The sequence below is a fragment of the Dyella sp. GSA-30 genome (genome assembly GCF_027924605.1).
Lineage (GTDB): Bacteria > Pseudomonadota > Gammaproteobacteria > Xanthomonadales > Rhodanobacteraceae > GSA-30.
Window position 1 is genome coordinate 4860579 of sequence record NZ_AP027042.1, and the last position, 18651, is coordinate 4879229.

Sequence of the window (18651 nt, forward strand, 5' to 3'; positions counted from 1 at the left end):
GAGTGAGGAGTAAGAGAGAGCAAGAGCAGAGCGAGAGCCTGCTTTCTCTCACTCCTCACTCCTCTTCACTCACTTCTGCCCTCCCGGGCCACCGTACGGTCCCGTTCCCGCGAACCGCCCCCACCCAGCTATACTGCGCCGCTTCTGTGCCACAAACACCTGCGAATGAACCCTAACTTCCTTGATTTCGAACAACCCATAGCCGAGCTGGACGCGAAGATCGAAGAGCTTCGTCACGCCAGCCACGGACAGGCGTTCAACATCGAGGAAGAGGTCGGCCGGCTGCGCGAAAAGCTCAAGACCAAGACCGCCGATATCTTCCGCAACCTGACGCCCTGGCAGATCACCCAGCTGTCGCGTCACCCGGGCCGTCCCTACACGCTCGACTACATCGGCGTGATCTGCGAGGAATTCCACGAACTGGCCGGCGACCGCGCCTATGCGGACGACGCGGCGATCGTCGGCGGCCTGGGTCGCATCAACGGCCGTCCGGTGATGATCATCGGCCATCAGAAAGCCCGCGATACCAAGGGTAAGGTGCGCCGCAATTTCGGCATGCCGCGTCCCGAGGGCTATCGCAAGGCGCTGCGCCTGATGAAGATGGCCGAACGTTTCGGCCTGCCCCTGCTGACCCTGATCGACACCCCCGGCGCCTACCCCGGCGTGGGCGCGGAAGAGCGCGGCCAGAGCGAGGCAATCGCACGCAATCTGCTGGAAATGTCCGAGCTGAAGGTGCCGATCATCTGCACCGTCATCGGCGAAGGCGGCTCGGGCGGCGCGCTGGCGATCGGCGTGGGCGACCGTACGGTCATGCTGCAGTACTCGACCTATTCAGTCATCTCGCCCGAAGGCTGCGCGTCCATCCTGTGGAAGAGCGCCGATAAGGCCAAGGATGCCGCCGAAGCGCTGGGCCTGACCGCCCCGCGCCTGCTCGAACTCGGCCTGGTCGACAAGGTCGTACGCGAACCGCTCGGCGGCGCCCATCGCAACCCGCAGTCGATGGCGGTACGCCTGAAGGCCGTGCTGATGAACCAGCTCGACGAGCTGGAAGCCATGCCGGTGAAGGACCTGCTCGAGCAACGCTACAAGCGCCTGCGCAGTTACGGCGCGTACACCGAGTAAGACGGTGACCGGGGTCCGCGGCCTCGCTCATATCAATCTGCATGCACCTGCAGCGCTGATCGAACGCGTACGCGAGTTTTATATCGACATCGTCGGTCTGCGGGACGGCCCTCGCCCCGCTTTCCGGTCCAAGGGTTATTGGCTCTATGCGGGCGATACCGATGTGCTGCACCTGAGTGTCTATTCGGGTGATGAGGGACCCCACACCACCGGGTGGATCGATCACATCGCCTTCAGCTGCAGCGACCTTGCCGGAACCTGCCACCGTCTCGATCACGCGGGCATTCCCTACCGGCTCGACACAGTCGCTTCGCTGAACCAGATGCAGCTGTTCGTGCGCGACCCGGCCGACATCGTCGTCGAACTGAATTTCCCCATCGACTTGTACAAAGGCTGATCACAAGTCGCGCTACCATCGTCGCCAATGTCATCGGATGAACGATCATGGCCAACGAACACGCCACCAAGCTCGCCGTACTGATCGACGCGGATAACGCGCAGCCGGCGATTGCCGACGGCTTGCTGGCCGAGGTGGCCAAGTACGGCACCGCGCACGTAAAGCGTGCGTATGGCGACTGGACCAGCAATCATCTCAAGGGCTGGAAAGAGCAGTTGTTGACGCAATCGATCCAGCCGATCCAGCAATTCGGTTACACCAGCGGCAAGAACGCGACCGATTCGGCGATGATCATCGATGCGATGGACTTGCTCTACTCGGGCCGTTTCGACGGTTTCTGCATCGTCTCCAGCGACAGCGACTTCACCCGGCTGGCCGCGCGCATCCGCGAATCCGGCTTGATCGTCTATGGCTTCGGCGAGCGCAAGACACCCGATCCGTTCGTCGCCGCCTGCGACAAGTTCATCTACACCGAAATCCTGATTGCCAAGCCCGACGAAGAGCAGCCGCTGAAGCCGCGCACGGCGGCGGAGCTCAAACGCGACGGCAACCTGGTCAACCTGCTACGCAACGCGGTCGATGCGGCATCGGACGATGACGGCTGGGCAGGCCTGGGCGGCGTCGGCTCGATCATTACCAAGCAACGCCCGAACTTCGACTCGCGCAGCTATGGCTACGGCAAGCTCAGCGAACTCATCACGGCGACTACGTTGTTCGAGATGGATCGCCGCAGCCCGGGCGACGGCCGTCCGAAAGTCATCTACGTGCGCAACAAGACCAAAGCCGCCAAGCCCGACGCGTGAGCCCGACCGATCTATCCGCCACATTGCGCGCGGCGCTGGCAGCGCATCCTGAAGGCGAACTCTGCGTCGCATTCAGCGGCGGCCCCGATTCGACCGCGCTGCTGCACGCGTTGGCGCAATTGCCCGAAGCGCGCAAGCGCGGCTTGCGCGCACTGCATGTCGACCACGCATTGCATCCCCAAAGCGCGCACTGGGCGATGCAGTGCGAAGCCATTTGCAATGCATGGCAGGTCGAGCTGCGCATCGTGAAGGTGCACGTCGAGCGTGCATCGGGCGACGGCATCGAGGCCGCCGCGCGCAAGGCGCGTTATGCCGTCCTCGCCGAGGCGCTGCGCGAGGGCGAGCGCCTGCTGCTTGGCCATCACCGCGACGATCAGATCGAAACCGTATTGCTCAAGCTGCTGCGCGGAGCCGGGCCGGAAGGACTGGGCGGCATGCGTGCGCAGCGCGAACTCGGTCGCGGCATCTTGTGGCGTCCGCTGCTGGACCTGCCGCGCAAGACCCTGCTCGACTACGCTGTCGCACATGGGCTTGGTTTCATCACCGACCCCTCCAACGATGACCGTCGTTATTCACGCAACCGCCTGCGCCACGAGGTGCTGCCGGTGCTTGCCGCGCATTGGCCGCATGCCGGCGACGCCATCATGCACAGCGCTCGCCTCAGCCGGGCCGCGGCCGATGCGCTGGCTACGCAATGGCAAACCGCGCTGAGCACGCTGCTCGATCCGTCGACGCAAAGCCTCGATGCCGATGGATGGAGCCGGCTTGCTCCTGCATTGCGCGAACCCTTGCTCGATCACTGGCTGCACGAACGCGGCTGCATCGCGCCCACGACGGCACAGCGCGTGCAGATCGAGCGGCAGATTCATGCGCGCGAAGGCCGGGTACCCTGCATCCACTGGAGCGGCACCGAGTTGCACGTCTGGAAAGGACGACTTTGGGCACGCCAGCCGCCCCCCTCTTTCGACCCCCAATGGGAGTCGCCCTGGTATGGCGAACCGCTCATCCTGCCCGATGGCGGCCGGCTGACGCTCTCTTCGCCCGTGGCGCTGTCGCGCCCCCTTACGGTGCGCCTGCGCCGCGGTGGCGAGCGCCTGCGCCCGGTCGGCGACGCGCATACGCGCGAGCTGCGCGATCTGTTCCAGCAAGCCAATCTGCCGCCCTGGCAGCGGACCGCCTGCCCGTTGATCTACGACGGCGAGACCTTGCTTGCCGTGGCCGATCGTTGGTTCGATGCACAGGGCAACACCTTCTTCGAAGCCATCGGCAGCAAACCTTGCTGGCAGCCCGTTTAAGGCCCGCACCACGCTTTTTCGATTGATTCCGGCGCGCCTGTGCGCTAGTTTTGCGGCCCATGGCCAAGCCCGCTCCCGCCGCCCCCGAAACCAACACGCCTGCCGATTTCGAGCACTCGCTGGACGAGCTCGAACAACTGGTCGCGCGGATGGAAGGCGGCGAGATGAGCCTGGACGAATCGCTCTCCTCGTTCGAGCGCGGCATCGGCTTGTATCGCCATTGCCAGCAGGCCCTGGAAAAGGCCGAACTACGCGTGCGGTTGCTGCTGGACCCCGAAGCCCCCGATCACGCCGAACCGTTTGAACCCGAACTCTAAGCTTGGCCCGGCCCTGCAAGCACTGATCCGCCGAGCCGACGAGGCCCTGGCGCAGGCGCTGCCCGCCGAACACCTACCGCCTGAATCGCTCCATCGCGCGATGCGCTACGCCGTGCTCGGCGGCGGCAAGCGACTGCGCCCCCTGCTGGTCTACGCGGCGGGCGCCGCGCTGGGCGAACACGGCGTGGTACTGGATGCGCCAGCCTGCGCGGTCGAGCTGATCCACGCCTATTCGCTGGTGCACGACGACCTGCCGGCCATGGACGACGATGCCATGCGACGGGGCCGCCCGACCTGCCATATCGTGTTCGGCGAAGCGATGGCGATCCTCGCCGGCGATGCCTTGCAGGCGCTGGCGTTCGAGTTGCTCGCACACGACATTCACGCCACCAACGGCATCGAGATGCTGCGCGTACTTGGCCGCGCCTGCGGTGCCGAAGGCATGGCCGGCGGCCAGGCGCTGGATCTGGCTGCGGTGGGGCGCAAGCTCGAACTGCACGAACTGGAGCACATGCATGCCTGCAAGACCGGCGCGCTGATCCGCGCCTCGGTACGGCTGGGTGCGCTGGCTGCCGGCGCCGACGAGGACACACTCGACGCGCTGGATCGCTATGCCCATGCGGTCGGCCTGGCTTTCCAGGTGCGCGACGACATTCTCGACGTGGAAGGCGAATCGGCGGTGATCGGCAAGACCGCCGGCAAGGATGCCGCGGCTGACAAACCCACCTTCCCATCGATCATCGGGCTCGATGCATCGCGTCATCGGCTGGACGAGTTGATTCATGCCGCTCTCGCCGCCATTAAGCCGTTTGGCGAACGCGCTGTCCTGCTCGATGAGCTGGCCCGCTACGCCGCCGCCCGCCATCATTAGCGGAACGCGCCCCTCCCGGTCGTCCCGACCGGCACGTCGAGCGTTCCCGGTTCAGACGCATAACAGGGTTCCCCGATGAAACAGCGTTATCTCGCCTTTACCCTCGCCGCACTCCTGGCCGGCGTGGGGCCTCTGGCCACACTGCACGCCGACACCGCTGCCGCACTGCCCGATTTCAGCGGTGCCTGGCGCCTGGACGACACCAATAGCGACAACGAGGCCGCCGTCACCAAGCTGTTGCAGGATGAAAGCCAGAGCGAACAGAACGCCAGCGATCAGCAGGCGCCGGCCGCCACGCCTTCGCCGACCGAGCACGCTGGCCTGCATGGCCGCCGTGGTGGCGGTGGCCATAAAAAGGACAAGGACGACAAGAAGGCCGACGACGAGCCGGCCAAGCCGCGCGAGTACCCGTTGCCGCCGACATTGAAAACCGATTCGGTGCTGCTGATCCAACAGGACAGCAAAAGCGTGCAGGTGCGACTGAACAGCGGCGATACCCTGAACGGACGTCTGGACGGCCAGAGTCAACAATCGCTCAATGGGGCCGCCATCGTGCGCAGCCACAACGAGGCCGGCAAGCTGATCATGCAGTTTCAGTTCTCCGACGGCTCGACCTTGCAACAGACCTGGGAACTGTCGGCGGACAAGCATCGCCTGACCGTGTCGGAACAATGGAAGCCGTTCGGCCTGCAGCAGCCGGTGTATTTCAAGCGCAGCTACGTCGGGCTGGGTTGATGTTCCCGTAAAAAAAAGGGGACCCTCAGGTCCCCTTTTTCGTGTTACTTGATAAACCTCAGCGTAAACGGATACCGATACCGCACGCCTTCGTTAGCCTTTACCGCGGCAACGATCGTCAGTACCAGCCACGCAATGCCGACGATGAAACCGACCGGTCCGGCGATAAAGATGCCGATGCCGAAGGTGATCACGGTCAGGATCAACAACACCACGCAGATGATCGCCACGGTGATATTGAAGTTCAGTGCTTCCTTGGCCTGATCGTTGACGAAGGGCATCGTGTCTTTCTTGATCAGCCAGATGATCAGCGGGCCGATAAAGCAGCCCCAGCCAAACCACGGGCCGGTAAGAATGCAGCCTGCCAATGCCGACAGATGGGCGAACAAGGCCCACTGCCTTTCCTCGCTGCTGGGGACAGCCGCGTCCTCGACGATGGGACCTTGCGACGGCGGCGGTACGGCGGACTCGGGTGGGACGCTCATGCCAATCTCCTGGCTTCTCAGCCATGCTTGCCGGTGTAGGGCAGATGCTAGCAAGCGACTCGCAGGTTTTTAATAGCTCTTCCGGCACCTCGCCGCCCGTTCACTGGCCTACTCGCCGGCGATCGTCATCCGCTCCAGCAGGATCGAACCGGTAAGCAAGTGTGAACGCGGGTCCACGTCGTTACCGACCGCAACGATGTTGGCATACATATCGCGCAGGTTGGCCGCGATGGTGATTTCCTCGACCGGATAGACGATCTGGCCGTTTTCGACCCAGAAACCGGACGCGCCACGCGAATAATCGCCGGTAACGGTCGACACGCCCTGCCCCATCACTTCGGTGACCAGCAGGCCGGTGCCCAGACGCTTGAGCATCCCGGCAAAATCGTCGCCCGCACCGCCGGCATGACCCGGCTGCACGATCAGGTTGTGAATGCCGCCAGCATTGCCGGTCGAACTCAGGCCCAGCTTGCGCGCCGAATAGCTGCCCAGCACATAGCGCTGCAGCACGCCGTTCTCGATCAGGCTGCTATCGACGGTGGTCACGCCCTCGGCGTCGAAGGCCGCCGAGCCGTGGCCGCCGCGCAAATGGGGCCGCTCGACGATCGTCATCCAGGACGGCATCACCTGTTTGCCGGCGTGATCGAGCAGGAAGCTGGCCCGGCGATACAGCGAGCCGCCACTGATCGCCGCGATCAAATGACCGATCAGGCCACGCGCCACTTCCGGCGCAAACAGCACCGGGCATTGACGCGTCGACAAACGTTGCGCGTTGAGCCGAGCGAGCGTGCGCTCGGCGGCCATGTCGCCCAACGATTGCGCGCTGGCGAAATGCTTGGCCGAACGCTGAGTGTCGTACCAGTAGTCGCGTTGCATGCCGTCGTCGGTCCCTGCGATCAGGGCCACCGAGAGGGAATGGCGCGTGCCACGCTCGCGTCCGACAAAACCGTGTGAATTGGCGTAGACAGACAGGCTCTGGCCCATCTGCACGCTGGCACCGTCAGAGTTGGTGATGCCGGCATGCGCGCGGCCGGCTGCTTCGATCTCGATGCCTAAGGCAATCGCCTCGGGCGTATCCACGTCCCAGGGATGCCACAGATCCAGCTCGGGGAAGGCATGCGCCATGCGGGAAGCGTCCGCCAGCCCGGCGGCCGGATCTTCCTCGGTGTAGCGCGCGATCGCGCAGGCCTGGTCAAGTGTGGCCTGAATCGAATCCGGGTTCAGGTCGGCGGTGCTGGCCGAGCCTTTGCGCTGGCCGAAATACACGGTGAGGCCAAAACCCCGGTCGCGGGTATGCTCGACCGTCTCCACCTCGCCCAGGCGCACATTCACGCTCAGGCCCACGTCAATATTCGCGGCGACCTCCGCCTGGCTGGCACCGGCCGCCCGCGCCCGCCGGATCACGTCCTCGGCCAGTTCGGCCAGACGGTCCAGTTCCTGGGGGCTGCGGTCCTGCGGATGGGCAAGCTGGGTCACGTGCGGGTTCCTTGAGCGTAAACGGCTAGAATAGGCAACTTAAGCGCCGGTTGTCAGATATGGGGGCAGCCGGCTTCAAAGCAAAGAGCACATTCGATGGCACTCCATCCAGGGATCTACCGCCACTACAAAGGCCAGCACTATCGCGTGCTGGGCGTGGCCAGACATAGCGAAACCCAAGAGGAGCTGGTGGTTTACCAGGCGCTCTACGGCGAGTTCGGATTGTGGGTGCGCCCAGCAGCTATGTTCATCGAGCAGGTGGAAGTCGATGGCCGCAGCCTGCCGCGCTTTGCTTTCGAACGTGCCGAAGCGGCCCCGGCCGCAACGGCACATGACGATGTCCAGGAAACACCGTGAACCGCAATTACACTGAAGACCCCGATCACGATTACGGCCCGAGCCGCACGCAGCAGCGTCGCGATGCGCTGGCCGTGCTTGCGCTCGCCAATCAGCTGATGGAGCTGCCGCCCAGCAAGCTGGCCAGGCTCAACCTGCCCGATGACGTGATGCGCGAGATCGACAACACGCGCCGCATCACCGCGCACATCGCACGCAAACGCCAGTTGGCGTTTCTGGCCAAGGTGATGCGTCGCCATGATGACGAAGCGTTCGCCGATGCACGCGCTGCGCTGGGTGAAAACCGGGAGCGACAGCGGCAGGAAACCGCCGCGATGCATCGCCTCGAAGCCGCGCGCGAGCGTTTATTGAACGATGAGGGCGATACCGCGCTGGGTGAGTTGATCGCGCAGCATCCGAATGTGGATCGCCAGCATCTGCGTTCGTTGATTCGTCAGGCGCGCACCGAGCGTGATAGCAACAAGCCGCCGCGTGCGTTCCGGGAAATCTTTCAGTTGCTGAAGGATCTGGCGGCGCAGGAAGGCGAAGACGACGCACCAGATAACGACGTCGCTCCCTGATCTTGTAGGAGCGACTTCAGTCGCTCCTACAACGTATCGAACTGCCCACAAAAATCATCCGGCGACACCAGGCAATCATGGCGTCGACACAGCCGGCTTTCGCCGATACTCGCGCCAAATGCCGAACTCATGACCGCCAGCCCGGCCACGCTGCGCTCGATCGCTCGCCTGTCGTCCTCACGATATCGACAAGCAGCGCAGCGCGGCACGGGAACTGGCGCCGCGGTTACGACCCCAACCTCGTTACTGCCCCAAGCCATTCCAGTACCCGGCAAATACGTGAGCGGACAGCACATAGCCGATCACGATATTGATCGCGACGCCTGCCGTGAATGCGACAAACGGTTTCCAACCAGTGGCGCTCAGTGAACGCAACCGCGTCGTCAGGCCGATACTGAGGAAGCAGAAGATAAACGCCCAGGTGCGCAATGCGGTGATCGGCGCGACCAGATCCGGCGTGACGACCTTACGGTATTCGGCAAGCGAGTAATGGCTGGCGATCCAGGTGACGAGAGCCGAGGCGATCACGAAGCCGATCACGAATTTCGGGAAGCGCGCCCAGATATCGCGTACATCCGCCTTCGCCTTGACGCCGGTCTCGGCGGTGTCCCAACGCGTCGTCGCCACCCAGGCCAGCGCAAACGCCCAGATACCGATCCAGATATCGCGGCCCACGACTTTCATGAGGGTGAACGCTTGCACCGAAGCATCCGGTGCGCCGGCAATCGCCCCGCCGGCATGCTTGGCGACATCGCCATAGGCTTGTGCGGCGGCAATACCCGCAGCGTCGGCGAACTCCGAAGTGCCGATCCACGCACCCGCCACACCCGTCGATAATCCCAGCGAACGCGAGGCGAACGGCAACACGAAGATCATCACGATGGCCCAGAGGATCACCAGCGTGATCGCCACCGATGCCTGTTCGCGCTTTGCCCGCACCGCACCGGCAATCGCAATCGCGGCCGACACGCCGCACACGGCACCGCCGACGCCAAGCACTGCGGCGAAACGCTTATCGAGCCCCAGCGCCTTGGCGGTAAGAAAGATCGCGAAGAACGTCACCAACGACACGATCGTCGCCTGCCCCACCGCCACTGGGCCGGCCCAGACAAACAGCGTCAGCGGCAAGGTCGCGCCGAGCAGCACGATACCGACCTTGATGTAGAACTCCACGCGCAAGCCAGCCAGAAACCATTCGGGCAGACGCACCGTATTGGACACCACCAGGCCCAATACGAGGGCCACCAGCGGCGGCTCCAGATTGAAATGCGAGGCCTGTGCCCAGGCGCCGACTTCGAAGATCACCACCGCGGTGACAAAAAGAATCAGGAACGACGGCAGGAAATGCACAAGCCGCTGCCCCAACACGGCCAGCCCCGTACCGAACAACAAGGCGAACAGCGCAAACAGCGCAACATAGTTCGGCAGGTGTGCGACCACATCGCTGGCCGCCTGGCCGACCTCGGTCCATTTGGTCGGTGCGGCCGCCAGCCACTTGATGCTGCTGCCGGACGCGAACAACGCCCAGGCCACGATGATCAGCGCCAGGCCCAGCCAAACCGACCACCAGTCTTCGTTGGAGAACAAACCGCCGCGCTGACTGCGCGCCTTGTCCGCCTGCACGGAATGCACCGCCTCAGGCAGGGTTGAAGTCACTTCGCTCATGTCGACGCCTCTGCATGGATTAGCGTCGGCGTAACCATCTGTCCCCCTGACGGGCGGCACGCGGGCCGCCGATAACACGCCGACTCCATCCGACTCTCGGCCAAGCCCTGCGCAAAGCGAAATGACTTTGTGCTCTATCTTTATATCCCAGGCAGCAAAAGGCCCCGCCGATCGCTCGACGAGGCCTTCAGGTAGACGTCTGGACGTCCGTTCAGGACGCCGTGCCGCCCACCGTCATGCTGTCCACGCGAAGGGTCGGCTGGCCGACGCCGACCGGCACGCTCTGGCCGTCCTTGCCGCACACGCCCACGCCTTCGTCCAGTGCCAGATCGTTGCCGATCATCGACACGCGGGTCAGCACGTCCGGACCGCTGCCGACCAGCGTGGCGCCCTTGACCGGGCGGGTGATCTTGCCGTCTTCGATCAGGTAGGCCTCGGAGGCGGAGAACACGAACTTACCGTTGGTGATGTCGACCTGACCACCACCGAAGTTCACCGCATACAGACCCTTCTTGACCGAGCGGATGATTTCCTGCGGATCATGCTGGCCGGCCAACATGTAGGTGTTGGTCATGCGCGGCATCGGTAGCTGCGCGAACGACTCGCGGCGACCGTTGCCGGTAGGCGCCATGCCCATCAGTCGCGCGTTGAGCTTGTCCTGCATATAGCCCTTGAGGATGCCGTCCTCGATCAGCGTGGTGCACTCGGTCGGCGTACCTTCGTCGTCGATGCTGAGCGAGCCACGGCGACCCTGCAGGGTGCCATCGTCGACCACGGTGACGCCCGGCGCGGCGACGCGCTGGCCGATGCGCCCGGCGAAGGCCGAGCTGCCCTTGCGGTTGAAGTCGCCTTCCAGACCATGGCCGATCGCCTCGTGCAGCAGCACGCCCGGCCAACCGGGACCGAGCACGACCGGCATCGAGCCGGCAGGGGCATCGACCGCGTCGAGATTGACCAGGGCCTGGCGCACCGCCTCATCGGCAAAGGCCATGGCGCGGCCGTTCTCGATCAGCTCGCGATAGCCATAGCGCCCGCCGCCGCCGGAGTGACCCTGTTCGCGGCGACCGTTCTGTTCGGCGATCACCTGCACGTTCAGACGCACCAGGGGGCGCACATCGGCAGCCAGCGTGCCATCCGAACCGGCCACCAGGATCGTGTCCATCGATGCGGCGAGGCTGACGATAACCTGCTTGACGCGCGGGTCGCGCGAGCGGGCATAGGCGTCCACTTCGCGCAGCAAGGCGATCTTGTCCGGGTTGGGCAGGCTCTCGATCGGGTCGATCGCCGGATACAGCGCCTTGGCGCCGTGCAGCGCGAGCGGCCGGCCGGCGCCGTTGCCATCCTGCGCGATGGCACGCGCAGCGCGCGAGGCATCCAGGAGCTGCGGCAGCACGATCTCGTCCGAATAGGCAAAGCCGGTCTTTTCACCGCTGATGGCGCGCACGCCAACGCCCTGCTCGATCGAATGTGTGCCGTCCTTGACGATGCCCTCTTCCAGCAGCCACGACTCGTTGCGCGAATGCTGGAAATAAAGGTCCGCCGCGTCGATCGACGGCCCCATCAGCTGCGCGAACACGCGCTCGAGGTCGCCGGTGGCAAGGCCACCCGGGGTCAACAGTCGGCTTGTGGCCTGGGCAATGGGAGAATCCATGTGGCTTGCAGTCGCTCGTATAGGGTTTACGGAATATGGGGCACCGGGGGCCGGCTTTAAAGCCGCCCGGCCGTGCAGTATGCCAGGGCAGGAAACGGCTACCATGCGTGCACAAACCGTGAAGGAACACCGAATGAGCGATTCGTCGAAACGAGATTTCCTGCACCACGTGGTGGACCAGGCCAAGGCGCCGGTCGGGGAAGCTCGGGAACTGTTGAAAAAGGATGGCCACCTGCGTGGCAGCCAGACCGGGGTCAGCACGGTCATTGCGCTGTCGCTGGGTTTTCTGTGCCTGCTGGGCGTGCTGGCGTTTCATTACCCGCAGTACCTGACGACACCGGAACTGCGCCACAAGTATTCCGTCGACCTGCTGCGCCACCTGCTGTTTGGCGGCCTGTTGATCGCCGGCGGTATATCGCTGGGCAATGTGATCCTGAACCGTCGCCGCAATCTGAATCTGATCGCCTTCGCCATGGTGATCGTCGCCACCGCGATGGGCGGCTCGCGCGTGCCGGTGGAGAATTTCCCCGATCACACGCCGTATATCGGGCTGGACTGGTTCATCCTGGATCTGCTCGGTTCGACGCTGATCTTTGTCGCGATCGAGAAGCTGTTTCCGCTCTACAAAGGCCAGGCGGTCTTTCGCAAGGAATGGCAGACCGACCTGAAGCACTTTGCAGTCAATCATTTCATCGTCGGCCTGATCCTGCTGGTGGTCAACTTTCTGCTGCACCATTTGTTCGGCTGGCTGCAGAGCAGCAGCTTCCAGCAGTACGTGCAACATATTCAGTTCGTGCCGCAGTTGCTGCTATGCGTCCTGGTCGCCGACATGGCGCAGTACTGGACACATCGCGCGTATCACGAGGTGCCATTTCTGTGGCGCTTCCACGCAGTGCATCACAGCGTAAAGACGATGGACTGGCTGGCGGGCTCGCGCCAGCACATGCTCGAGCTGGTCTTTACCCGCGTATGCGTGCTGGCGCCGTTGTACATCCTTGGCTTCAGCGAAGCAGTGATGAATGCGTACATCATCGTGGTCGGCTTCCAGGCGGTGTTCAACCACGCCAATGTGCATCTGCCGTGGGGACCGCTGAAGTATGTGATCGTGACGCCGAATTTCCACCACTGGCATCACGCGTCGGACGACGAGGCGATCGACAAGAACTATGCAGCGCATTACGCGTTTCTGGATTACTTCTTCGGCACGGCGGTGAAGTCGACGAAGAAGTTTCCGGAGAAGTACGGCGTGGTCGGCGATTACATGCCCGACGGATTCGTGCGGCAACAGATGTTTCCGTTTAACGGGAGCACGAAGGCGGCGGAGCCTGAGGCTTGAGCTGGTAGCGGTTACGTGGCAATTGGTCGCGACTGAAGTCGCTCCCACAAACTAGCTGGGCAATAGCTAACCTGTAGGAGCGCCCTCAGTCGCGACCGTCCCCTCGCACATCACTGGGAAATGCTGCTCGCCGGCGCAGGCACCGGCGCCTTGTCATCCGCATTAGTCTTGTCCAGCGGCGCAATCACCGGCTTGTCCCAACTACCGCTGATGCGATAACGCTTGCTGGCCGCATGATTCAGGCCGTGGCCCAGAATCCCCTGCACGACGACACCGGCGGCCACGCCGATCGGGCCACCGACCACCGCGCCAACGACCGGCAAGCTGTTGCCGATATGCGGAATGACCAGCACTTGCTGGTCATAGTCCTTCGCGCGCAGACCGGTGCGACCGGTGACCGTGATGGCCGCCGCGGGGCTCAGGATTTTCAGGTTGTCCGTGGTGGCATTGCCATGCGCCAGCATGAAATCGCCGCTGATCGAGTCGAAACCCAAGCCTTTGCCGAACACATCGCCGAAATCGAGCGTGAGCCGGCGCGGCAATTCGAGTATGGACACCAGGCCGAACAAGCGACCGACACCAGGAGCGACCTCGGGAATGCGGCCGCTGCTGACATTGACGCTCAACTTGCCGTCCATGTTTGCCAGATCCATGCCCGAGGGCGAACCCGGCCAGGTCGCATCGAGCTGCGCACTGGTCTTGCCACCGGCGACCAGTCCCTGGTAACCGAACGCCCCCAACATCTCGCCGAGATTCTCGGCGGCGAAGTCGATGCGCAAATGGGTGTGGCTGTTGTTCGGCGTACCGTTCCAGTCGCCGCCCGCATTGATCTGCACGCTATGCGCCTGCGTGCGCAGCTGGTCGATATGCAGCCCCTTGTCGGTCGGCCAGGTTTCCAGGCGCGCCTCGCCGAGTTTCGCGTCGCCAAAACGCAGATCGCCGATCCACAGATGAAGCGGCGGCAAGGCCTTGGGATCGACACCGGTCACCTCGGGATGGGGCGTCGGCAGATTGGCATCGTCCGCTGCCGTGGACGATTCGGCCGGCTCGCCAGTGACATCCTTCTTTGCCGCCGCGGTATTGTCCTTGGGCCAGTACAGACGCTGCAGCCGCGCGGTAAGGCCGCGTCTGCGCAAATCATCGGTCGGCACGTCGAAGTGCCCGGCAAGGCCGGCGCTGTCCGCATCGATGCTCAATGCATTGGGCTGCACGGTCGTCTTGATGCGCATATTGGCAAATAGACGTCCAAATATCGCCGCCTCGTCCGTCGTCATGTCGATGCTTTCGAGGCCCGGGCCGTTGTTGCTGCTGCCAGCAACGCTGTTCTGCACCCAACCGCTGACATCGAGCTTGCTGGCAAAACCGCGCACGCGCATACCCTTATCAGGTAGCGCATCGGGCGTGCGCGTACCGAACATGATGCTCGCCGCAAGCGGCTTGGCCTCACCATCGGGCAGTCGAAAACGCGCACGCGCGACCTGCCCGAGCGACAGCTGCAAATCACCACCGTTGACCGGCAAACCTAGTGTCAGGTGCAACGGCAAGGTCGCATTGGCGTCTTTCTTCAGCGGCATCGGAAAGTTGAGCGCCGTGCCGAGCAGCGGCGAGTCGATGCTCAAGTTCTGTGACGATTCGCCTGCCTTGGCCACGGTGGAGATATCGAAGCCGATAGTGTAGTCGCTGCGACCGCTGGCAATATCGTTGAGCCATTGCAGCTGCAAATAACCCTGAATCAACTCGCCGACGCTGTAGCGCCCGTTCAAGCGCGCCGAAAATACGGTATCGGGTTGGCCGGTGGCACCGGCGATAGCCAGATCGAGCTTGGCCGGCTGGCCGTGAAACCCCGCATCGAGCGGGCCGGCATGAAAGCCATGGCCGTCGAAAGTCGCCGGACCGCTCACCTTGTCGAGCTTGAGATTCCAGTCCGCCGCATTGACGTCGATATCCTTGAGCTGCGCATTGCCATCGAGCGTGAAATCCTTGGCATCTTTCACCGGCAGGACGAGGTGAAAACCGAACGTGCCGCCGCCGGTCAGATTCAGCTTGGACAGCACATCGGCCTGCCGACTGCCGATCGGACTGTTGCGCACGAAGTCGATCATGTTCGGACCGCTGCCCGAACCGCTGACGGTCAGGTCCAACGTGGTATTGGCAAAGTCGGGAATCGACGCAACCGCCTTGTCGACTTTGTTGCCCAGCGATTGCCCTGCACTGGCTTCGACCGACATGCCGTTGTTGATGAAGTTGGCGACGGCCACAACGCCATCGGCGCGCGGCCAGTTCTTGCCATACTCGAACACCAGGTTGCTGATCTGCGCACGCGCCTCGAAGCGACCTTCGTTATGGCGGAACGGCCAGTCGCGCAGATCGCCGCGCACCAGCACCGCTCCGGTATCCACCTGACCGTCGACCAGCGCGCGATCGAGCCATTCGACTGCCGCCGGCGACATCGAGTCGATCGGCCAGAACAACTTGGCCGCCTCGACACTCGCATGGTTCACCGAAGCGTAAAGATCGAGGAAGGGGCGCCCGCCGGCATCGGGCAAGGCCGCCTGGCCCCGCGCCTGGCCGCTGAATCCCTGACCTTCGAAATCGAGCTGCTCGGTGCCGATATGGAAGGCATCGTCTTCATGCCAGAACGCGATCTCACCGGCCAGATTGGCCATCACGAAGGGCTTGCGAAACGTGTGCGGGAAATTGATCGTGCTGGCCTGGGCGGGCAGGGTCAGCGACATGGCCTCTTCGTCGCCACGGAATTCGCCGGACAGCGTGCTCAAGCCGGGCAGCTTGCCGACCGGGTCGATCCCCAGGCCGTCGAAGCGTACGTCCAGATAGGTCAGCCCCTGGCTGCGGCTGAAGCGCATGCCGGCGCTGACCACCGTGCCACGCGGCTTGCCTTGCCCCAGCCATTGGGCGAGTGCCGGCGAGGTATGCGGCTTGAGCGCCAGCCAGGGCAGCAGCGGGGCCAGTTGCAGATTGCTGGCGGCAGCATCGATGCGTGCCTGGTCGGTATCGATCTGATGGGTTTGCAGCGCCAGCGCACCACCGTCATCGCTCAGCCAGCGCACGTCGAAACCGTCCTCAATGCGTTTGAGCTCGACCAGCCCATGCAGGGCCGCCGCGCTGGCCTGGCCGCCATCGGGCGACGTGACGCCGAGACTATCCAGATCGAAGCGGGTCAGGTTGCGCACTATCCGCCCGCGGCTCCAGTCCAGCCAGCTGGCAAAGGTCCCATGACCGTCATTGACCTGATAGCCGCCCAGATCGATGCCGGACAACATGTCGTGCAGATTGATATTGACCCCGGTCAGCCACAGCCTGCCCTGCGCGCCGTCCTCGCGAAAATTGCCCGCACCGCGCAACTGCCCCGTCGTGCCTTCACGATGCAACAGCAAGCCAATCCGGATGCGTCCGCTCTGGCGGGTCAGGCGCACCTGATCGGCGATCAGTGCGTAATGCTTGCCCATGCGGTTGTCGGTGATATCCAGACGCAGATCGTCCAGCCACAAGCCCACCGACAAGCGCCCCAGCGACAGGCTCTGACGATCCTGGCCGCCGCTGACACCCACGCCGTTGAAGTGCCAGGTTCCGTCCGGATCGCAGGCCAGGTCCAGTTGCAGACCGCGCGCGCGCAGGTTGACCAGATGCCGCGAAGGCAACAGCCAGCCGCCAAAATCCAGCTTCAGTTCGGTCTCCGGAATATGCAGCGGCATGCCACCGCCCTCGCCCGGCCCGATAGTGACATCGCGCATCAGGAAAGACGGGCCCGACCCCTGCCAGTGCCCATCCATCGAGGCGAAACTGACCGGGCGATGCAGTTGCGCGCTCAGCTGCGCAGCCACCCATTGGGGGTTTCTTGCCAACAGGGGCAGCAGCAATTGCGTCAAGGCGACGATCACCGCAAGGGTGATCACCGCGATACCGGCGATCCAGCCGAGTGCACGCGCAGCGCGGTGCAGTCCCTTTTGCAACGAGCGCTTCATGCGGCCGGAGCGAGGAACGGGTAACGGGGGCGCAAGGGCGAACTCGCGCCGATCGCGCGAAAACCACGTCCGGCCGGACGGGGGTTACAACAAGACCACATCGAACTGTTCCTGGGAATAATGCTCTTCGGCCTGAAAGCGTATGCTTTTTGAGATGAACTCTTCCAATTCGGCCACCGCGGCGGACTCCTCCTCCAGGATCCGGCCGACGACCTTGGGACTGGCCATCACCAGCAGCTTTTCCGCATTGAACTGGCGCACCGCCCGCGTGATTTCGCGAAAAATTTCGTAGATCACCGTTTCGGCGGTTTTTACGGTGCCACGCCCGCCGCAGGCCGGGCACGGCTCGCACAACTGACGCTCCAGGCTTTCGGTCGTGCGCTTGCGGGTCATCTCGACCAGGCCCAATGCCGACATCGGATAGACGGTGGTCTTGGCGTGGTCGCGGGCCAGGCCCTTTTCCAGCATGCGCAGCACCTGGCGGCGATGCTCCTCATCGGTCATATCGATAAAGTCGATGATGATGATGCCGCCGAGATTACGCAGCCGCAGCTGGCGCGACGCCGCCTGCGCCGCCTCCAGGTTGGTGCGATAGACCGTCTCCTCCAGGTTGCGGGTGCCCAGGTACCCGCCGGTGTTGACGTCGATCGTGGTCATCGCCTCGGTCTGGTCGACGATCAGGTAGCCGCCGGATTTGAGCGGCACCTCTTTCTTCATGGCGCGCTGGATTTCGTCCTCGACACCGTACAGGTCGAAGATCGGCCGTTCGCCAGCATAGTGTTCGATGCGGTCGTCCAGGCTCGGCATGAACTTGTGCACGAACTTGACCACCTTCTCGTAGGTTTCGCGCGAGTCGACGCGCACCTTTTCGATATCGTCGGTAAGCATGTCACGCAGACTGCGCAGCGGCAGCGAAAGTTCTTCGTAGACGCGCTCGCCCACCTTGGCCTTGGCGATGTTTTCCTGCACCACACGCCAGACCTTGCCAAGGTAAGTCACGTCGAAAGCCAGCGACTCGGCCGACTGGCCTTCGGCATTGGTGCGCACGATGTAACCGAGCGGGTTTTCGCCGGTCAGCGAGGTCATCACTTCTTTCAGGCGCTGACGCTCGGGCTCGTCCTCAATGCGGGTAGAGATGCCCATCGTGCGCGCGTGCGGCAGCAGCACCAGATAGCGTGACGGGATCGACAGGTGCGTGGACAGCCGCGCACCCTTGCTGCCGATCGGGTCCTTGACCACCTGCACGACGATTTCCTGCCCTTCGTGGACCAGCTCGCTGATCGACGGGACATGCCCGTTACCGTTGCCGTTGCCATTACCGTTCACCAGCGGCTCGGCACCTTCGGCCGCGGGCAGTGGCGGGCGCACGATATCCGAGGCGTGCAGGAACGCCGCGCGCTCCAGCCCGATCTCCACGAATACCGCCTGCATGCCGGGCATCACCCGCTGCACGCGGCCCTTATAGACATTCCCCACGTAGCCACGCTTGGACGCGCGCTCGACATGCACTTCCTGCAGCATGCCGTTCTCGACGACTCCCACGCGCGTCTCGCGCGGCGTCACGTTAATCAGGATTTCTTCGCTCACCGCATCCTCCC

General features: G+C 63.6%; 16 protein-coding genes. 10 read left to right on the forward strand and 6 right to left on the reverse strand.

The genetic code is table 11. From position 1 onward, the window contains the following. The first annotated feature begins 165 nt into the window (after positions 1–165). The 7 genes from QMG46_RS20835 to QMG46_RS20865 all read left to right on the forward strand — a co-directional run bounded on the left by QMG46_RS20835 (position 166) and on the right by QMG46_RS20865 (position 5540). Complete coding sequence (locus QMG46_RS20835; RefSeq protein WP_281849814.1) at positions 166–1122, forward strand: acetyl-CoA carboxylase carboxyltransferase subunit alpha; 957 nt, start codon at positions 166–168, stop codon at positions 1120–1122. 4 nt (positions 1123–1126) lie between these two features. Continuing rightward, positions 1127–1519: a VOC family protein gene (locus tag QMG46_RS20840; protein WP_281849815.1), complete on the forward strand. Its 393-nt coding sequence runs from the start codon at positions 1127–1129 to the stop codon at positions 1517–1519. A 47-nt stretch (positions 1520–1566) separates the two neighbouring features. Beyond that, the gene (locus QMG46_RS20845; protein WP_281849816.1) at positions 1567–2322 is read left to right on the forward strand and encodes an NYN domain-containing protein; all 756 of its coding nucleotides are present in this window, start codon (positions 1567–1569) and stop codon (positions 2320–2322) included. Continuing rightward, positions 2319–3617, forward strand: a complete 1299-nt coding sequence (gene tilS, locus QMG46_RS20850; RefSeq protein WP_281849817.1) for a tRNA lysidine(34) synthetase TilS — start codon at positions 2319–2321, stop codon at positions 3615–3617. The genes QMG46_RS20845 and tilS overlap by 4 nt, the downstream gene beginning before the upstream one ends. 59 nt (positions 3618–3676) lie before the next feature. Continuing rightward, entirely contained in the window at positions 3677–3934 is a 258-nt protein-coding gene (locus tag QMG46_RS20855) for an exodeoxyribonuclease VII small subunit (RefSeq protein ID WP_281849818.1), read from the forward strand. Beyond that, the gene (locus tag QMG46_RS20860) at positions 3918–4805 is read left to right on the forward strand and encodes a polyprenyl synthetase family protein (protein ID WP_281849819.1); all 888 of its coding nucleotides are present in this window, start codon (positions 3918–3920) and stop codon (positions 4803–4805) included. Before QMG46_RS20855 ends, QMG46_RS20860 begins: the two co-directional genes overlap by 17 nt. Positions 4806–4880: 75 nt before the next feature. Then, positions 4881–5540, forward strand: a complete 660-nt coding sequence (locus tag QMG46_RS20865; protein ID WP_281849820.1) for a hypothetical protein — start codon at positions 4881–4883, stop codon at positions 5538–5540. A gap of 44 nt (positions 5541–5584) precedes the next feature. Here QMG46_RS20865 and QMG46_RS20870 read toward each other — a convergent pair whose 3' ends face one another. Further along, on the reverse strand, positions 5585–6025 hold the full coding sequence (locus QMG46_RS20870; protein ID WP_345781778.1) for a DUF4870 domain-containing protein: 441 nt from the start codon (positions 6023–6025) through the stop codon (positions 5585–5587). Positions 6026–6133: 108 nt separating this feature from the next. Continuing rightward, a complete protein-coding gene (gene pmbA, locus QMG46_RS20875; RefSeq protein WP_281849821.1) occupies positions 6134–7501 on the reverse strand; it encodes a metalloprotease PmbA in 1368 nt (455 codons plus the stop codon). 96 nt (positions 7502–7597) lie between these two features. Here pmbA and QMG46_RS20880 point away from each other — a divergent pair, with 96 nt between their 5' ends. Further along, positions 7598–7858: a DUF1653 domain-containing protein gene (locus QMG46_RS20880; RefSeq protein WP_281849822.1), complete on the forward strand. Its 261-nt coding sequence runs from the start codon at positions 7598–7600 to the stop codon at positions 7856–7858. After that, positions 7855–8418: a ribosome biogenesis factor YjgA gene (gene yjgA / locus QMG46_RS20885; RefSeq protein ID WP_281849823.1), complete on the forward strand. Its 564-nt coding sequence runs from the start codon at positions 7855–7857 to the stop codon at positions 8416–8418. Before QMG46_RS20880 ends, yjgA begins: the two co-directional genes overlap by 4 nt. Before the next feature lie 243 nt (positions 8419–8661). Here the strand turns inward: yjgA and QMG46_RS20890 are convergent, their stop codons facing one another. Beyond that, positions 8662–10083: a YeiH family protein gene (locus QMG46_RS20890; RefSeq protein WP_281849824.1), complete on the reverse strand. Its 1422-nt coding sequence runs from the start codon at positions 10081–10083 to the stop codon at positions 8662–8664. A gap of 211 nt (positions 10084–10294) precedes the next feature. After that, positions 10295–11734 carry a metalloprotease TldD gene (gene tldD, locus QMG46_RS20895; protein WP_281849825.1) on the reverse strand — a complete coding sequence of 480 codons (1440 nt, stop codon included), beginning with the start codon at positions 11732–11734 and terminating at the stop codon, positions 10295–10297. A gap of 133 nt (positions 11735–11867) precedes the next feature. On the opposite strand from tldD, the gene QMG46_RS20900 reads away from it, so the two are divergent. Next, positions 11868–13070 carry a sterol desaturase family protein gene (locus QMG46_RS20900; RefSeq protein ID WP_281849826.1) on the forward strand — a complete coding sequence of 401 codons (1203 nt, stop codon included), beginning with the start codon at positions 11868–11870 and terminating at the stop codon, positions 13068–13070. A 110-nt stretch (positions 13071–13180) separates the two neighbouring features. Here QMG46_RS20900 and QMG46_RS20905 read toward each other — a convergent pair whose 3' ends face one another. Both QMG46_RS20905 and rng read right to left on the reverse strand, forming a co-directional pair. Then, a complete protein-coding gene (locus tag QMG46_RS20905) occupies positions 13181–17053 on the reverse strand; it encodes a YhdP family protein (protein WP_281849827.1) in 3873 nt (1290 codons plus the stop codon). Positions 17054–17137: 84 nt separating this feature from the next. Continuing rightward, positions 17138–18640, reverse strand: coding sequence for a ribonuclease G (gene rng / locus QMG46_RS20910; RefSeq protein ID WP_281849828.1), 1503 nt, complete (start codon positions 18638–18640; stop codon positions 17138–17140). Positions 18641–18651 lie beyond the last annotated feature (11 nt).

Excerpts from the sequence above, each read along its gene's own strand:
- QMG46_RS20835 (WP_281849814.1), top strand. The coding sequence starts at position 166 with ATGAACCCTAACTTCCTTGATTTCGAACAACCCATAGCCGAGCTGGAC.
- QMG46_RS20845 (WP_281849816.1), top strand. The coding sequence starts at position 1,567 with ATGGCCAACGAACACGCCACCAAGCTCGCCGTACTGATCGACGCGGAT.
- QMG46_RS20855 (WP_281849818.1), top strand. The coding sequence starts at position 3,677 with ATGGCCAAGCCCGCTCCCGCCGCCCCCGAAACCAACACGCCTGCCGAT.
- QMG46_RS20865 (WP_281849820.1), top strand. The coding sequence starts at position 4,881 with ATGAAACAGCGTTATCTCGCCTTTACCCTCGCCGCACTCCTGGCCGGC.
- QMG46_RS20870 (WP_345781778.1), bottom strand. The coding sequence starts at position 6,025 with ATGAGCGTCCCACCCGAGTCCGCCGTACCGCCGCCGTCGCAAGGTCCC.
- QMG46_RS20880 (WP_281849822.1), top strand. The coding sequence starts at position 7,598 with ATGGCACTCCATCCAGGGATCTACCGCCACTACAAAGGCCAGCACTAT.
- QMG46_RS20890 (WP_281849824.1), bottom strand. The coding sequence starts at position 10,083 with ATGAGCGAAGTGACTTCAACCCTGCCTGAGGCGGTGCATTCCGTGCAG.
- tldD (WP_281849825.1), bottom strand. The coding sequence starts at position 11,734 with ATGGATTCTCCCATTGCCCAGGCCACAAGCCGACTGTTGACCCCGGGT.
- QMG46_RS20900 (WP_281849826.1), top strand. The coding sequence starts at position 11,868 with ATGAGCGATTCGTCGAAACGAGATTTCCTGCACCACGTGGTGGACCAG.
- QMG46_RS20905 (WP_281849827.1), bottom strand. The coding sequence starts at position 17,053 with ATGAAGCGCTCGTTGCAAAAGGGACTGCACCGCGCTGCGCGTGCACTC.